This is a genomic window from Sphingomonas panacis (genome assembly GCF_001717955.1).
GTDB lineage: Bacteria > Pseudomonadota > Alphaproteobacteria > Sphingomonadales > Sphingomonadaceae > Sphingomonas > Sphingomonas panacis.
The window spans coordinates 4021785-4036547 of the sequence record NZ_CP014168.1 but is presented as its reverse complement, the minus strand read 5'-3'; the positions used below and the strand labels follow the sequence as shown (position 1 = coordinate 4036547).

Annotated in this window: 18 protein-coding genes; 17 read left to right on the top strand and 1 reads right to left on the bottom strand. The window is 62.8% G+C overall.

From position 1 onward, the window contains the following. Positions 1-26: 26 nt before the first annotated feature. The 10 genes from J0A91_RS18430 to J0A91_RS18385 all read left to right on the top strand — a co-directional run bounded on the left by J0A91_RS18430 (position 27) and on the right by J0A91_RS18385 (position 7688). Positions 27-725, top strand: a complete 699-nt coding sequence (locus J0A91_RS18430; protein WP_069206118.1) for a DUF5983 family protein — start codon at positions 27-29, stop codon at positions 723-725. A gap of 138 nt (positions 726-863) precedes the next feature. Next, complete coding sequence (locus tag J0A91_RS18425; RefSeq protein WP_150126959.1) at positions 864-1598, top strand: hypothetical protein; 735 nt, start codon at positions 864-866, stop codon at positions 1596-1598. Between the two features lie 124 nt (positions 1599-1722). Continuing rightward, positions 1723-4161, top strand: a complete 2439-nt coding sequence (locus tag J0A91_RS18420; protein WP_083224762.1) for a DNA cytosine methyltransferase — start codon at positions 1723-1725, stop codon at positions 4159-4161. A gap of 105 nt (positions 4162-4266) precedes the next feature. Beyond that, positions 4267-4671, top strand: a complete 405-nt coding sequence (locus J0A91_RS18415; RefSeq protein ID WP_083224761.1) for a hypothetical protein — start codon at positions 4267-4269, stop codon at positions 4669-4671. A 148-nt stretch (positions 4672-4819) separates the two neighbouring features. After that, positions 4820-5284 carry a hypothetical protein gene (locus J0A91_RS18410; RefSeq protein WP_069206115.1) on the top strand — a complete coding sequence of 155 codons (465 nt, stop codon included), beginning with the start codon at positions 4820-4822 and terminating at the stop codon, positions 5282-5284. After that, the gene (locus J0A91_RS18405; protein ID WP_069206114.1) at positions 5281-5556 is read left to right on the top strand and encodes a hypothetical protein; all 276 of its coding nucleotides are present in this window, start codon (positions 5281-5283) and stop codon (positions 5554-5556) included. Before J0A91_RS18410 ends, J0A91_RS18405 begins: the two co-directional genes overlap by 4 nt. After that, a complete protein-coding gene (locus tag J0A91_RS18400; protein ID WP_150126958.1) occupies positions 5553-5792 on the top strand; it encodes a hypothetical protein in 240 nt (79 codons plus the stop codon). The genes J0A91_RS18405 and J0A91_RS18400 overlap by 4 nt, the downstream gene beginning before the upstream one ends. Then, on the top strand, positions 5792-5977 hold the full coding sequence (locus J0A91_RS18395) for a hypothetical protein (RefSeq protein ID WP_069206112.1): 186 nt from the start codon (positions 5792-5794) through the stop codon (positions 5975-5977). Before J0A91_RS18400 ends, J0A91_RS18395 begins: the two co-directional genes overlap by 1 nt. 78 nt (positions 5978-6055) lie before the next feature. Beyond that, positions 6056-6532 (top strand): hypothetical protein, encoded by a 477-nt coding sequence (locus tag J0A91_RS18390; RefSeq protein WP_069206111.1) that lies wholly within the window; start codon positions 6056-6058, stop codon positions 6530-6532. Between the two features lie 22 nt (positions 6533-6554). Then, entirely contained in the window at positions 6555-7688 is a 1134-nt protein-coding gene (locus tag J0A91_RS18385) for a phosphoadenosine phosphosulfate reductase domain-containing protein (RefSeq protein ID WP_069206110.1), read from the top strand. A 36-nt stretch (positions 7689-7724) separates the two neighbouring features. Here the strand turns inward: J0A91_RS18385 and J0A91_RS18380 are convergent, their stop codons facing one another. Continuing rightward, positions 7725-8306, bottom strand: a complete 582-nt coding sequence (locus tag J0A91_RS18380; protein ID WP_150126957.1) for a hypothetical protein — start codon at positions 8304-8306, stop codon at positions 7725-7727. 300 nt (positions 8307-8606) lie between these two features. On the opposite strand from J0A91_RS18380, the gene J0A91_RS18375 reads away from it, so the two are divergent. The 7 genes from J0A91_RS18375 (at position 8607) to J0A91_RS18345 (ending at position 14742) form a co-directional block, all read left to right on the top strand. Beyond that, the gene (locus tag J0A91_RS18375; protein ID WP_069206108.1) at positions 8607-9068 is read left to right on the top strand and encodes a hypothetical protein; all 462 of its coding nucleotides are present in this window, start codon (positions 8607-8609) and stop codon (positions 9066-9068) included. 109 nt (positions 9069-9177) lie between these two features. Continuing rightward, positions 9178-9777, top strand: coding sequence for a hypothetical protein (locus J0A91_RS18370; protein ID WP_069206107.1), 600 nt, complete (start codon positions 9178-9180; stop codon positions 9775-9777). A 120-nt stretch (positions 9778-9897) separates the two neighbouring features. Beyond that, positions 9898-10635, top strand: coding sequence for a hypothetical protein (locus J0A91_RS18365; RefSeq protein WP_069206106.1), 738 nt, complete (start codon positions 9898-9900; stop codon positions 10633-10635). A 331-nt stretch (positions 10636-10966) separates the two neighbouring features. Beyond that, on the top strand, positions 10967-11269 hold the full coding sequence (locus J0A91_RS18360; protein ID WP_150126956.1) for a hypothetical protein: 303 nt from the start codon (positions 10967-10969) through the stop codon (positions 11267-11269). Next, the gene (locus J0A91_RS18355; RefSeq protein WP_069206103.1) at positions 11266-12096 is read left to right on the top strand and encodes a hypothetical protein; all 831 of its coding nucleotides are present in this window, start codon (positions 11266-11268) and stop codon (positions 12094-12096) included. The genes J0A91_RS18360 and J0A91_RS18355 overlap by 4 nt, the downstream gene beginning before the upstream one ends. A gap of 96 nt (positions 12097-12192) precedes the next feature. Beyond that, complete coding sequence (locus J0A91_RS18350) at positions 12193-13398, top strand: ATP-binding protein (protein ID WP_069206102.1); 1206 nt, start codon at positions 12193-12195, stop codon at positions 13396-13398. A 12-nt stretch (positions 13399-13410) separates the two neighbouring features. Then, positions 13411-14742, top strand: coding sequence for a hypothetical protein (locus J0A91_RS18345; protein WP_069206101.1), 1332 nt, complete (start codon positions 13411-13413; stop codon positions 14740-14742). Positions 14743-14763: the final 21 nt, after the last annotated feature.

Sequence of the window (14763 nt, the reverse complement as noted above, 5' to 3'; positions counted from 1 at the left end):
TCACCACACAAACGGGAGATATTTCCATGTCGGCAAATGCAAGACGCGAATTCGCGCAACTGCTCGCAGGCGCTCGGAGCGCGCTCGAGTGCCCCGATGGTCCCGATCATGAGACGCGCCTCCGGCTCATCTCCCATTTGGAGCGTGCCGAAAGCCTTCTCGACATGCATGTCGTTCCCTGGGAAATCGCTGTTCATATCGGTCAGATCGACCACCGTCATGGTGCCGAACTCTTTGCTGCGCTTGATCGCGACGTCCTTATGGCACAGGTCGGCGCCTATCGCCGCCTCTGGTGGTCGGAGATCGAGGACAAGCGTGACCCTGCCGCGCTTGATAATGACATGGTCGCAAGCATCTATTTCTCGCAGAACCAGAGCGAATGTCTTGCCACGGAAATCATCTCCATACCCGGGCCCGAAAGCAATGTGGCGGCGCCGGTTCAAGGCGGCCGCTACCTGAGCATCAGCACCCATCATGTCCTGCCTTCGACTGGCGATCTTCTCGACGCCTGGGCGCAGCTGCCGCCCGACCAGCGACCACTGCGCATCGCCGATACAGGCTATGGCTGGTTCGTTCGTACCGACGCAGGCGTCCAGGTTCCAACCGCGCAAGTGCCGTCGGATCTGGTTGCGGCCCTTTCCTTCGCCCGCGCTCACGGCTTCCGATATCTGCTCCTCGATCGCGACGCCGACGAACTGGACGAACTGGATCATTTCGACTGGTAGGATGAGCCGCCGGGATATCCGGGCCAGCGGCCCTCTCGATTCACCGGCAATCGAATGGTTCGCGCTTGGAGCCGTCTTCCAGCCATCGCGGAGGGGAGGCGGTGGCGGGTTTGGTGACAAATCCGGGAGACCGAAGCCATGCCCAGTTCCACACCCCTCTGCGTTACACAGTTGCTGTCCCGCGCCCGGGACGCGCTCCAAAACCCGGAGGGTATCACTGCGCCAGACCTTGTCGTCCTGCTCGACGAGCTCGGAAACGCCGCCGATTCCGCAACTGCCGGCAATTCGGACTGGCCCCTCGACATCCATGTCGCATCGATCGCGCACCGCGAAGGCGTCAATCACCACGCGGCTTGCACCCGCACCGCGCTCTTCCGCGAAATCGCCGCCTATTGCCGGGAATGGTGGTACGAGCTCCCGGACGACCAGGACCCGGCCAGGATCGACGATGAACGCGTCGCGCAGATCTATTTCGAGGAGCATCCCGAGGAATCGCTCTCGACCAGCGAACTCACTCTGGAGAGCACGCCAAGCGAGGTCGCCGACCGTCCATCGGAGACCAGCATCCCGGCCGCAGACATCGCTTCCGCCGAAACCGACATTTCGTCCCGCCAGCAAGCCACCGCGACCGCCATCTATAAACGCTATGACTTCGGCCGACCCGTTGGCGATGCCGACGCATGGTGGACCACCATACCCGGCGACATATTCAGCCGGACCATCTGGTTCTCCTGCGATCACACCGGCATTCCGGTCCCGCCGGCCACGCTTTGCATCACTTTCGAACCGGGAACCGATCACCTCGTCTCCGCTGTGGCTACCGACAGCGATGGCAATAGCGTTGGCAGTCTGCGTCCTGCGGGCACCCGATAGCGCCTTCAACCACCGCGCGATTGTAACGCGTTAAGCCGACCCGGGGCGCTGACCAAAGCGCCCACGTTCAGTCTCATCGGGACAGTTCCCGCTTCCATCTTCACCCCAAATCCGGGAGGCAGACATGCTTCAGTCCCGCGACTCCGTGCGCGTCTATCGCCACGGACACATGGCGTGCGGCATCGGTGCCGGCGCACGTGGCTTCAACCAGGCCAACCCCCGCATCGGCAACATGGTTGCCCGCTTCGAATGTGCTGGCGGCATCGACGTCGATCCAGGCGCCATCCGCAATTTCGAGCGCATGACCGGCGTCAAGGGCACGGTCATGGATCTTTTCGACCGCGGCCAATATACTGCCTTCCATGGACACGAGCCTCCGCCGGGCTGGAAGGAGGTGGTTCCCGCCGACATCCGCGCGGTGTTCGGCCGTCTCGATGTCTGCTTCGCTTCCTATCCATGTAAGGGCTTCAGCGGACTTCTCTCCAACGCGGTTTCGAAGACCCAGAAATACCAGGCACTCAATGGCCTGACGCTCCGCGGCATGTGGCTTACCCTCGAAGCCTATCGCGACGATCCCATCCCCATACTGCTGTTCGAGAATGTCCCGCGCATCATGACGCGCGGCCGCTGGCTGCTCGACCAGATCATCGCACTGCTGCGCGGCTATGGCTATCACGTCACCGAAGACACGCACGACTGCGGCGAGATCGGTTGGCTCGCCGAATCCCGCAAGCGCTATCTGCTGATCGCCCGCCACCCGGACAAGGTGCCGCCCTTCATCTACCAGCCGACCAAGCACCCCTTGCGCGGCGTTGGCGAGGTGATCGGCAAGCTGCCACTCCCCGGCGATCCGGCCGGCGGCCCGATGCACCGCGTGCCCGCCCTGCAATGGCGCACGTGGGTCCGGCTCGCCTTCGTCAAGGCCGGCCATGACTGGCGCAGCCTCAACGATCTTGCCGTCGAAGACGGCTTCCTTCGTGACTATGGCATCATCCCCGAAACCGAACTCAGGCCCAACGCCTACGGCGTCGCGCGGTGGTCCGACGCCGCCGGCGTCATCACATCGGCCCGCGCGCCGGGGCAAGGTCGCTTCTCGGTGGCCGATCCCCGCGCGCCATCGACCCGCGAAGGCAGCGGCTTTCTCGGCGTCAATCTATGGGCCGGCTCGACCGGTGTCATCTCGACCAGGGGACTGCCGACCAATGGCGCCTACAGCATCGCCGATCCGCGACCCGGCTACGGCGTTGCCACCCACCGACATGTCCTGGGTGTCCGTCGCTGGGGCCAAAGCGCAGGCGTTGCTTCATGCACGCCCAACCCAACCACGGGCCCGAACTGCGTTGCCGATCCGCGGCCCGGCTACAAGCCCGGCGCCCATCATAACCTGCTTTCGGTTACACCCTATGGCGCACACGCCAGGACGATCGGGGGCGCATCGCATGTCGCAGGCGGTGCGGCAAGCGTCGCCGACCCGCGGCAGCTTACCGGCAACCTGACCTACCAGCAATATGGCGTCCGCCCATGGCGCGGATCAGCGGGTGCGGTGACCGCGCAGTCATTGCCCGGCGGCGGAGCCCATTCGGTCGCTGACCCGCGCATCCAGGGTCGGCCTCGGTTCAACAACGTCTATCGCGTTGTCCCCTTCGATCGCGATGCACCCGCCGTCGCCGGGCCGGGCGGTCCCGCTGGCGGCCTATGCGTCGCCGATCCGCGCGCGCCCGAAGGTCGACACGTCAACGGCAAATACCGCGTCACCGGGTTCACCATGTCGGCAAACGCCGTGATCGGCGCGAGCTCGACCGGCATGGGGGCGTTCGTTGTCGCCGACCCGCGCTGCACATGGGGACCCGACAGCCATCGCAACAAGCTCAAGGTCGTCGCCATGTCCGGGCAGTCGCCCACCGTCACCGGTGCCGACCGCGTCGGTAGCGGTGCCATTTCGATCGCCGATCCACGACCAGCCTGCCTGTCCCGTCCCGGCCGGGACAGCTACCTGACGCAGGGCCATTACGGCGTGGTCTCTTGGGGCGGCGCAGCCGGCGCGATTCCAGCCTTCGCCAAGAACAATAATGGGCGCTGGTCTCTCGCCGATCCGAGGATAGGTGAGCCTGCGGACCTGCCCGAGCCCGCGAACGACTGGGCTTTGCCGTCCCTCGACGAGCGCCTCGTCGCCCGGATCATCGCGCTCGACAACACCTGGCATCGACCCTTCACCACGCTGGAGCTTGCCGCCATCCAGTCGCTGTTCGATCCTGAAGAGATCTTCGTCTTCGACCCGGCGATGGATGCCTATGTCCGCCGCTGGGAACGAAGTTGGGCGACACGGGGCTTCGATCTGGAATCAAGCTCCGACTCGACACGCCGCGAGTGGATCGGCAACGCCGTTCCCAGCGCGTCCGCCAAGGCGATGGCCGAGGTGATCGGCGAGGCGCTTCTGCTTGCCGAAATGGGTGAGACGTTCACGCTATCATCGCGCGAGATCTGGGTGAAGCCACTCGCCCTCGCGCTGGCCGTCAATCCCGACCAGGCTGCCTTCCAGCTCGACATGGGAGCGGGGGCATGAGCGCGCGCCAGCCGCGCAGAGGTCCGTAACCCGGTCCTTGCGCTTCCCTCGACGCGCGCTCTCAAAGCACAGCATCCGCAGATTCTGGCCCTGATTGCCGCCCTGATGTATGACATGCAGCGCGACGCTCGCCAGCGCGCCGACAAGGCGTGGCGGACCCGCAAGGCTTTCATCGCCGCTTACTGGTTCACCATCGCAGTATATGCGGGCCACATAGCCAAAGCTGTTCGACCTCCCCATTACGCGCGGAAAAAGACCGCCCCGTTCCAAGTGCGCCAACATGGCTATGCCGATGTGCCCGCGGTGCACTGGGCCGACGCATCGCGACTCTATTGCGAGCGGCGCGACGACCTCTGTCTTGGGGCCAGTCAGTTTCCCGATGGCGAACTGTTCCTCGATGGCATCCCGATCGCACACATCAGCTATAATGGCCGTATCTGGCCGCTGGGAGCCTACCATGCGGGCATGGAGCCTATCTACGACAACCGCCTCGCCGCAGGTGCGCCATGACGCGCCCCGCCGAATGGGACGAGCCGGCGGGTTATGACCGGAATCTCCGGCGCATGCGCACGCCAACGGACGATTTCTACGATCACCGCAAGCTTGTCCTTGAGAGAATCAGGCATGCGCTCGCTCGCCAAGGGAGGAGGCATCGCTGATGGATATGACCCGAGACCAACTGATCGACTTTCTGATCGACGACACGTTCGACACATGCCGTCAGGACGATGGCTATATGCGATCGATCCTCCGGGAACACTGGACCGGCATGAGCGATGAGGAAATCCAGCGATCCTATCACGACTTGGCGCCCGAGAGTTCCGAAGAACCGCCGGATGACGGCGATGCCGCGCCAAAAACTACAATCCTTCGCTTCAGGCCGCAGGCATGGATCAGGGACTATGCCGTCGATACCGATCCAGACCATCCCGATACCTGGGAAGTGCCCGTCTCGCTCCTGCTCGAACGGTTTCCGACGAGAGAGAGTTGGCACCAGCACGGCAACGATCGCGATGACATACGGTTCGAAGGCAGCGCACCGGCATGGGTACGGGACTGGACCGGCCCATTTGAAGTCGAAATCCTCGACGATACGATCTGGCAGATGGGAGACGGGCGATGATAGCCAAACGCCACTTCGTCCATGTCTATGCGACGATCCGCGTCAAGGTCGCAGTGGACGCGCTTAACCACCAGGACGCGATGGTGTCCGCTGACCATATCCTGTTCGACGATGGCTTTGCGGTTCGGCTTGTCCCTCATGCCGCCGCCGTGCTGGATGCCGAATATGCGGCAGAGGTGACCGGCTACATCGTCGACGAAGCGAACGACCCGGACTTCCTGCGCACACGCAACTATGACCCGGATCACCAGCCCGAAAGCACCCCATCATGAGGACGCAGGCCCGTACGATCGCAGCAATGATTTGCGAACTTATCGAGACCCACATCGAAGGTTGCGACCGCGCGCTCGAACGTCCCGATGACCAACCCCCTCATGTCGTTTCGGAAGTACACAAGACCCAAGCCAATATCGATAGCCTGTCGAGCACCGACAATGAGGACGGCGTCGAAATCACGCTGATCCTCGACGATCATTCGGCATTCCGGGTCATGGTGGAGGCATTGTAGTGGCAAGCTTCAAGATCAAGGTCGTCCAGATCTTCCGTGTCGAGCGCGAGGTCATCATGGATGTCATGGCAGCTTCCGAAGAAACCGCCTGCGAGCTGATGGACACCGGCGAAGTCGACAAGCCGGATCCGCGTGCCTGGAAGGATCACTGGACCCTCGAAAGCGAGATGGTCGAACCCGCATAGCGGCGCGCCAGGGCGCTATTCGGAAGCGGAGGAGGAGCGGAGGGACGCTCCCGGCTTGGGAGCAGACCGGAGGCTCCCATGAAGATCGAACTGCGCCGCATCACCTACAGCGCCGCCCTGTCCCAGGAAACCAGTGCCTATACCGCCGACATCTACGTCGACGGCGAACTGGCATTTCACGCCCGCAACCAGGGCACAGGCGGTGCCGATTTCTTTCATCAGGTCGGGCGCTGGACCGAAGCCGAGGTCAATGCATGGCTCAAGGCAAACCGCGCACCCCGGACCAGTGACGCTTTCAGCTACGACCACGATCTTGAAACCGAGATTGGTGACCTGCTGATGCGCGAACTTGAGGGCCGTCGCGTCAAACGCTTGCTCAAGACCAACCTTGTCACGGTCGAGCACGGCCAGGTCTTCCAATATCCGCTCCGCAAACGTCCGCTCGAGATCGTGACGCGCGCCGTGCGCGCCACCAATCCAGCAGCCATCATCGTCAACGGCGCGAGCGAAGACGTGCTGGGCCAGGCACTCGACATCCTGCTGGCCAGCTGCTGACGCCAAAAACCGGAGGCCCGACATGGCTACCGCACTCGCGGCTGTTCAGTGCGCGCACGAACACGAGCCGCAGATCGCAACCGACCACCTCATCATGGATGCCATCCGGCAAAACGCCTGGTTCGCCTTCAACCTTTCCGGAGGCAAGGACTCCACCTGCGCAGGGCACGCGGCATCAGCGCTCCTTGACCAGCTTGGACATCCGCGCAAACGCCGGATCGCGGTCCATGCCGACCTCGGCCGCGCCGAATGGCGAACGACGCCGGCCCTGGTCGAAGCTGTCGCGCGTCGACTGGATCTCCCGCTTCTTGTCCTGCGTCGATCCGCAGGCGACATGGTCGCACGCTGGGAACAGCGATTTGCCAGCGGCAAACGGCGCTATGAGGCGTTGGAAACCTACAACCTCATCGGCCCATGGTCCTCCTCTTCGCTGCGCTTCTGCACCTCCGAGTTGAAGGTCCAGGTCATCGGCCCGGAACTCGCCCGCCGCTTCCGCGGCGAAACCATCGTGTCCGTCGTGGGCCTGAGGCGCGAAGAAAGCACCGCTCGCCGCAGCACACCCATATCCCGCCTCGATGATCGCTTCGCCAGAACCGGAAACGCGATGGGAACGCGGATGATAAGCTGGCATCCGCTGGTCGACTGGACCGCGAGCCAGGTCTTCGACGCTCATGATCGTCATCGTCTTCCGCTTCACGAAGCCTATTGCCGGTACAATTCGACGCGACTGTCGTGCGCTTTCTGCGTCCTCGCGTCCGGCCGCGATCTTGAAGCCGCATCGCGCGCCGCAGGAAATATCGATCTCTACCGTCATCTCGCTTCGCTCGAGGCGGCCTCCACATTCTCCTTTCAGCCTCAACGATGGCTGTCCGACGTTGCGCCGCATCTGCTCCCGCTGTCGCTTCGCTGCGATATTGAACGCGCAAAACGCGACGCGGCCGAGCGACGACAAATCGAAGCGGCGATGCCCCCAGGCCTGCGTTTCGTCAAAGGCTGGCCGCCACGCCAGCCGACTTTCGACGAGGCGTCGGCTATCGCCGCCTCACGCGCCCCCATTTTGCAACGACACGAACTCGAAAATCGCTATCCGACAGCCGGAGCGGTACTGGCTCGCTTCGAAGAACTGATCGCTCTCAAACATGCACGCCGCCGCTGAAGTCGGGCGTCGCCTTCGCGGGTCGGCAAGCGAGGCTTAGTGGAGCGTTCGAACGCACGCAGGCAAGGGATAGAGCGAGCGCATCTCTTCGATCTTCCGCACCTCTGCGATCCTGCGCTGCACGAGACTCGCCGATAACCCGACCTGGCCGGCAATAACACGGCAGGTCAGTCCCTCCAGATCATGCAAATCCCGCAGCGCGACCGCATGGTCGAGTGCCTCTCGTCGTTGCTCGGCAAGACGGGCACGATTAGCCAAACCCGCAGTCAAATCGCGCTGCTCCTGCGCAAGCCGCAGTCGCGGAAGATCTCCCCACGCCCAACCGAACATCTTCATCACTGCGTAGAGATCATAATAGCAATACCGCCCGAAGTTCGGCACTCGAAACATCTCGCCAGCGGAAACCCCGGCAACGTCGCCGAGGCGGAGATCCTTCACTGGGATCCCTCCCGGACCAACTCCGGCCGCGAACCAGCGGGTTGCCGTATCGAGGCAGTGATAGGTTCTGAGGGTGATCAGATCCCAGGCGCTCAGCGCAATGATCAATGGATTAGCAGAGGGCGTAACGCGACGCTCTACACTCCTGGATCGGGCGGAAAGCGCCGGTTGCTTCGCCATTCTCCAAAACTCCCGTCAACCGCCATATGCCTTTCGCACGCATCGATATTCCACACGACCAATACTGCCATGAACTGCAGAAGCATTGAATGCCTCTCGGATCGATTCATCGCACGTCTCAAAATGCCGGTCGCGCCGCGCACCGATTCTCGCGCTTGGACAGGCTATCGATGATTACCGTCTAGCGGGGCTTCGATCGCCCTATCGCCCGGGTATAGCTCAACGAGCGCGGATTGGGGAGGGAAGGGGGCTGACGAGGGCGTGGGCGGAAATGTCCGCCTGCCTGACAGGAGTCAGCCCATGGACATCATCGTCACGCGGTCTCGTATCGCGGGAACACTTCCTTTCTACGAATATCGGGCGCTGGTCCTTGCCGACAGCGTCGATCAGGCGCGCCGCAGCCAAGTCGCCACAATCGTTTCGCCGCGGGTCGCCGGCCGAACCGCGTGCGTTCGGATCGCGCAAGTCATCGCGCCAGCCCGCTATTTCGACCTGCCCCACTGCAGTCGAGTCGACATCGCCGCGCGCGTGGGTCTCCTGGCGAAGCTGATCGAAACCCTCCTTGTGCAGGACGTCTTTCCTGAAATGACCGCCGATCTACTGCCAGTGGTTTTCCAGCTGGACCATGATCCCGGCGACGCCTGCACATGGGCGTCCATTGACGATCTGACTGCAGCCTTTGATCGCCTCGAACCGGCATGGGCGCAACTTACGGCATCCAGCCTGGGTCTTCCGCAGGATCACCACCTTCGAGCTGCCTGATCGCTGACGGAGCCGTCACGCAGTTCAACCGCGTGGTTCCTGCACCTGACCATCGAAACCACCGGCACGAGTCCACCTTTGGGGCGTGCCGTCACACGGAGATCTCGCCATGCTGGGTCACTATACCGATGACACGCTGGACGCTGCCGCCTGCCTGTGGGGCACTATTCTCGAAATGCGACATGCCACCACTTCGCGCAATCCTGAAGAAGCGTCACTCGCTCGCGACATCGCTGCCAGTTTCGATCGCTTGGGCATGACTGTTCTTCGGCATCATATCCTCGGCTGGACCGAACATGTCGAGGCCGCCTGGTACGACGCCGAGCCGACCTACGAAAAATCTTTTGACCAGCATTTCGTCCCTGAGTGGATTTTGGAGAATATCGACTGGTCATCGGATGACTCGCCGTCGCTTCGCGAAACCGAGCCGGCTCCGCTACCGCCGGGCTACGACGTAGCGATAACGCTCGTCCTGAATGCAGTCGTCCGCACCGGGGGCGGTGAGCCAGTTGCGCTCGCTGCCGCCAAGCAGCTTCTCAATCGGATCGAGGAGCGCCACAGCTGCGCGGCAGGTTCGGATATTGGCGTTCCCGCCGTCACCGAGTTCAGCATCGGTTCCGCCGGGGAAGCCATCGACATCGATCCGATCTCTGACGAGTTCGAAGCCGACGCGCTGTCTCCGTCCGGCCAACCTGACAGACATAGCTGAATTATCGCGCTCCGCAGAGCCGATCGAGCGCGTGACGCGGTAACCGCTGCGATCCCGAGCATCAGCTTCCACGCCCATCGGGTGCGTCTGCCCACTATCATGTCCCCAGGAGTTCAGACGATGATGATCTACATCACGACCGGTACGCATTGCGCTCACCCGACGATCCTACGACGCCATTTCGGGACCTATTCAGCGGCACGTGAAGCGGCTGTCGATATGGTCAATCTCCTCCGCGAGCATATCGGCCAGGACAAGCTTCCACCCGTTTCGGCTGAAGAGTGGCAGCAGGGGCTGCGCGAAGCTCAGCGCGAGCGCCTCCGCCAGCTGGGCGAAGACGTCCAAAATCTGGATAGTGATGACCTTGCGACCCAAGCCGAGTGCGATGTCTGGATCGAACGTGCGAACGTCGACAACATCGCGCCGTTCCCGGTGCTGGGCGATCGTGAACTCGCTGCTATCCTCGCCGCGCTTCGCCTCTTGCAGCGGCAAAGCTGTCCAGCTGATCTTGTCGACATCGTCACCAAGGGCGATACGGTTACGGCTTTAGACCCGGGCGAGATCGACGGTCTTTGCGAGCGCCTGAATGGTGCCGATGGATCCGATGATGTTCCTCGGATCGTCGTAGCCATCGAAGGAGGCCTGGTCTCCGGCGTCGTCACGGACCGACCCGTGATTCTGCACACCGTCGACTATGACATCGAAGGCGCAGGTGACGATGAGATATCTCTCGTTCCGCAGGACGAGCACGATCCCGTCGAGGCCATCGTCAATCGCTGGTCTGACGTGGCGCTTACCGTCGATCCCGACTGGGTCAGCAGGGTTGAAACCGCGCTGATCGAAGCACCCGAGGCCTGAGCTATGCCCAGATTCTTCCTCAGCGCCCGCTACTGCACGCGAAACGGCAACGCCCGCACCTGGTCGGATATGCTTGAGGCCGAGAATATGAGTGCCGCCGTCAGCCTCGCACAGACCGCTGTCGAGAAGCGGCACCGAGGCGCGTCAAAGATCGATGTGACGGTATCGCCGGAAACCCGTCTGCGAATACCCACTCCGTGATTGGTCCAGCCCACTAACGGCCACCCAGGGTCGCGGCGTGGGAACTGAAGGGGAGGAGGGGAGCGGTCTGCGGCCGAAGGATCTGGACGGGTCCAGCCGCCTTGCTTCCCTACAGACAGAGGAGACATCCATGTCCCGCTTCGTCATCATCGCCCACGCCGCCGAGTTCAGCCCTCCCGTGAATGGTGTCGGCTTCGTCAAGTTCGAGCCTTTCAACCCGATTCTTCGAGAAGAATTCGAGGCGACAAAGCTCGCCGAGGTGAAGGCCAAGCTCGACAAGACAGGCCACCGCTTGCGCGCTTCGGCCGAGAGCTTTGTGGCCACCGTTGTCCATATCCGGAATTCCGGCCGCAAACCCGCCGGCTTCGACAAGGCCCGCCTCCGGATCGAGCATGAAGCCCAGAAGCCAGCTCTTCAGGAGGTTACGGCATGACGTCGTCGCTCCTCGAAACGCCAGCATCGTCGGATCTAGCTCCCACCCATGTCGCGCTCAACAGCTTTGAACTGTCCGCCCTGCTTCTCCTCGACTTCGATCCCGACGCTGCCCTTGCCATCCGGCAAGGTGCGCGCATCAATACGATCGACGACGATGACAGTGGCGCGATTCGCCATCTTGTCCCGTTGTGCGGCTTTCCAGAACCAATCTGGCGCGTAGTGGCATCTGCGATCCCGAGCCTGCCGAACGGCCCCGGCACCCAGCCGCTCAAACACATCTATGCCACGCGTATCATGCCACCAGGAGCAACCGAGCCCCAATTCTATCGCCTTGATCCGTTCGAACTTGCGGCCGGCCTGCGGGCCGATCATCCTGATGCCTTCGATCAGAACAATGCCATAGCGGCTCGAATTCACGCCCTCGAATGCCTCAGGGGCGTCGGCGACCTATGCTACCCCATCGAGCCCGATGAACTCACGGACACAGGATGGCTCGCAGCCATACGCGCAAGCTTGTGCAAACACGATGACGTGGTTTGGTCGCCAGCCTTGTTGCGTCTACGCCGGGCAATAGCGGGCAAAAAAGCTGTCGAAGAACGTGCCTGGTCGGTCATTGCCGAGCTTCAAACTGCGATCTGCGTCATCCATGAAGCCCCATTTGGCGCGGGTCTAGATTTCGCGACCTATCTCTCCAGTCTGATCAGCCGCCTTCGCGACGACCCGGCCGCTATGGCGCAGCTCGCCGCCGACGCCCGACCAGACCTCGATATGGTCCGCCATGCTCTCGCATCCGGCGACGGACCGGCGTTTCTCGCCTCGTTGTAGGCACGGCCCGCGCGCCGGCGATCAACACTTCGATCCCTTCTTGTCCTAGCCCCGTGCCGCGAGTTGCTCCGTCGCGGCGCGTGAAGGAGCACGCCCATGAACCTCGCCACACATAGTTTTACAGCGGAGGCCAGTGTCCCTCTTGGTCACAGCGCTAACGGTCCCCTCGAACTTGATCTTCCCCGTCTGATGTCAGGTCGTTGCCTGATCCAGGGCTCCTCCGGGGCTGGAAAGAGCCAGACACTCCGCCGCATTGTCGAAGAGGCTTTCGACTACCTCACCACCATCATCGTCGACCCCGAAGGCGAGTTCGGCAATCTTGCCGAGCATATAGGCGCCACAACCGTCGAAGCGCGCAAGATCGCGACAGACGGCCTCACAGCGACCGCTTTGCGCGCACGCCAGCACCGCCTGCCACTCCATCTCGATCTGACGGATCTGGAGCCCGACCAGCGGATCACGAAGAGTGCCGCCTTTTTCGCCGGTCTGCTCGGCGCTCCGCGCGAGCACTGGAAGAATACCGTGCTGGTGTGCATCGACGAAGCCCATCTCCTCGCACCCCATCTGGCAGCGTCGGCGCGTGATGCAGAAACCCGCCGCCTCGGCGTCGCCACCCTGACCGACATGTGCGCCCGCGGCCGCAAGCGCGGCATCGGCACGGTGATAGCCACCCAGCGCCTAGCCAAGCTCGCCAGCTCCGTCGTCTCGGAACTCCACAATCATCTGATTGGCCTCAACATCTTCGACCGCGATGTGGTTCGGGCAGCCGATCTTCTCGGCTTCGGCAGCGAGCAAGCCAACCTCCTTCGCCAGCTCCCACCAGGTGAGTTCTTCGCTTTCGGGCCTGCCTTGAGTTCGACGCCCTGTCTGGTGAAGATCGATCCGACGATCACACCCCATATCGGCCGCACGCCGGACCTTGTATCCGCTTCGGACCTCTCAGCCGATGAATCCAGGGCGCTGCTCAATCTCGAGGCTCTGCGTGAGACGGGCGAGTCTCGCCGCGGAACCGAGCACGCGCTTCGGGGAATGAGGGCACTCGACAGCTTCCTGCTCGATCCTGCCGCGCCGACCGCCGTCCGAATTCTTGCGGCCCTTCGGCCCATCGCGCCCAATGCGACCACCGCTGGCGAACTTTCGGGCCATCTCGCTCTTCCACGCGACGATATCGACGCTGGCCTCGATCTGCTGGCGATGATCGGCGCCGCCGACACCATGCCGAGAGACGATACCCGCATCGCACGACTGGCGGCGCGTCTCCGCCTGCGTGTGGTCGATACGCCCGTAGTAGGTCTCGCCTGAAGGGAGCCAGGCATGGCCAACAGCCACATTCTCGATCTCGATGCCGATGTCGTCGAACTGGCACCCTATGTGCCCGGGTCTCCCACCGCCGCCGGACCACTACGCGAAATCGCGTTCCGGACCGACGCCTGGCTCCCCGAAGAGACATCGAGGCTGAAGACGCTGTTTGCAGGCGATCAGTCACTCGATGAGATCGCCCTCTCGCTCGGGCGGACCCGCGCAAGCATTTCGACCCGGATCTATGACCTCGGCCTCAGGCGGAATTCCAAGCGAAGCTGGACCGAATGGGACGATGCGTTGCTGCATTCCCGGTATAGCCAGGATCCAACTTCGCGGATCGCCGCCGAACTGGGCCGCGGTGTCAGCGCCGTCTACGCCCGCGCACGACTGCTGGATCTAACGGAACCTGCGGCACCGCCTTATGACGGTTGGGAAGACGCCCAGATTCGAACGGGCTATGAAACCGGTGTTCCTGTAGGACAGATCGCCACACTGATCGGGCGGCCGATGACGGGTGTTATCGGCCGTGCCAGCCTGCTCGGTATTCGTCACGCGGCCCAGCCATCTGGCTGGACCGCGCAAGAGATGAACCGGGCGCTGGAACTGGCCGAAACCGGCATGCGATATCTGGCGATCATCGAACAGCTTGTATCGGAGGGGTATCCCCGCCGGTCCAAGCAAGGCCTCGGTCCGCGGCTGCGCCAGCTTGGCTATGGCCGGGGTTGGGGCAGGGCTTGGACTCCGGAAGAGGATGAACTCCTTCGCCACGCCTATGAAACAAGCGCCAGCCTCACGCTCCTTCGCACCCGCCTCGGACGATCGCCGCATTCCATACGATGGCGCGCCGAAGCGCTCGGGCTGCGCGGCACCCATGCCAACCGGGACGGTTTCCGCCTGGGGCCGATCTGGTCGGAGGCAGACGAGCAAATCCTTCGCGCCGGATACGGGAAAATCCCGAGCCGCGAATTGGCTCGATCCCTTGGTCGCAGCCCGGCCGCCATGTTCAGCCGGGCCAATATTCTGGGGCTCGTGCATGGCTACATCCGTGGGTTCAGCAAGGACGAGGACATCGCCATTCGCAACGCCTGGACTCATGGAACATCGCTGACCGACGTCGCCGAGGCGCTGAACCGCGATTCCGCAGTAATCAGCAAGCATGCCATCCGTCTCGGCTACCGCTTCAGCGACCCAAACCGTCCTGCCCGCGCACCGCGCAACGACAGGTCGAAGCGACCGACAATCACGCTTGCCGAACTCGTAGGCCTCGATCCAGAGCAGTTGGGGCTTTCCCGTGACCGAACGACGCGAGCCGGGACAAAGGCCAGCTCAAGCGCCTCATCGTAGACGGCCTTCCATACCCGCATC

Bases quoted from the DNA above. Each gene is read 5' to 3' on its own strand.
- J0A91_RS18415 (WP_083224761.1), top strand. From the start codon at position 4,267: ATGTATGACATGCAGCGCGACGCTCGCCAGCGCGCCGACAAGGCGTGG.
- J0A91_RS18380 (WP_150126957.1), bottom strand. From the start codon at position 8,306: ATGGCGAAGCAACCGGCGCTTTCCGCCCGATCCAGGAGTGTAGAGCGT.
- J0A91_RS18355 (WP_069206103.1), top strand. From the start codon at position 11,266: ATGACGTCGTCGCTCCTCGAAACGCCAGCATCGTCGGATCTAGCTCCC.
- J0A91_RS18345 (WP_069206101.1), top strand. From the start codon at position 13,411: ATGGCCAACAGCCACATTCTCGATCTCGATGCCGATGTCGTCGAACTG.
- J0A91_RS18375 (WP_069206108.1), top strand. From the start codon at position 8,607: ATGGACATCATCGTCACGCGGTCTCGTATCGCGGGAACACTTCCTTTC.
- J0A91_RS18430 (WP_069206118.1), top strand. From the start codon at position 27: ATGTCGGCAAATGCAAGACGCGAATTCGCGCAACTGCTCGCAGGCGCT.
- J0A91_RS18425 (WP_150126959.1), top strand. From the start codon at position 864: ATGCCCAGTTCCACACCCCTCTGCGTTACACAGTTGCTGTCCCGCGCC.
- J0A91_RS18400 (WP_150126958.1), top strand. From the start codon at position 5,553: ATGAGGACGCAGGCCCGTACGATCGCAGCAATGATTTGCGAACTTATC.
- J0A91_RS18420 (WP_083224762.1), top strand. From the start codon at position 1,723: ATGCTTCAGTCCCGCGACTCCGTGCGCGTCTATCGCCACGGACACATG.
- J0A91_RS18385 (WP_069206110.1), top strand. From the start codon at position 6,555: ATGGCTACCGCACTCGCGGCTGTTCAGTGCGCGCACGAACACGAGCCG.
- J0A91_RS18405 (WP_069206114.1), top strand. From the start codon at position 5,281: ATGATAGCCAAACGCCACTTCGTCCATGTCTATGCGACGATCCGCGTC.
- J0A91_RS18410 (WP_069206115.1), top strand. From the start codon at position 4,820: ATGGATATGACCCGAGACCAACTGATCGACTTTCTGATCGACGACACG.
- J0A91_RS18350 (WP_069206102.1), top strand. From the start codon at position 12,193: ATGAACCTCGCCACACATAGTTTTACAGCGGAGGCCAGTGTCCCTCTT.
- J0A91_RS18365 (WP_069206106.1), top strand. From the start codon at position 9,898: ATGATGATCTACATCACGACCGGTACGCATTGCGCTCACCCGACGATC.
- J0A91_RS18390 (WP_069206111.1), top strand. From the start codon at position 6,056: ATGAAGATCGAACTGCGCCGCATCACCTACAGCGCCGCCCTGTCCCAG.
- J0A91_RS18360 (WP_150126956.1), top strand. From the start codon at position 10,967: ATGTCCCGCTTCGTCATCATCGCCCACGCCGCCGAGTTCAGCCCTCCC.
- J0A91_RS18370 (WP_069206107.1), top strand. From the start codon at position 9,178: ATGCTGGGTCACTATACCGATGACACGCTGGACGCTGCCGCCTGCCTG.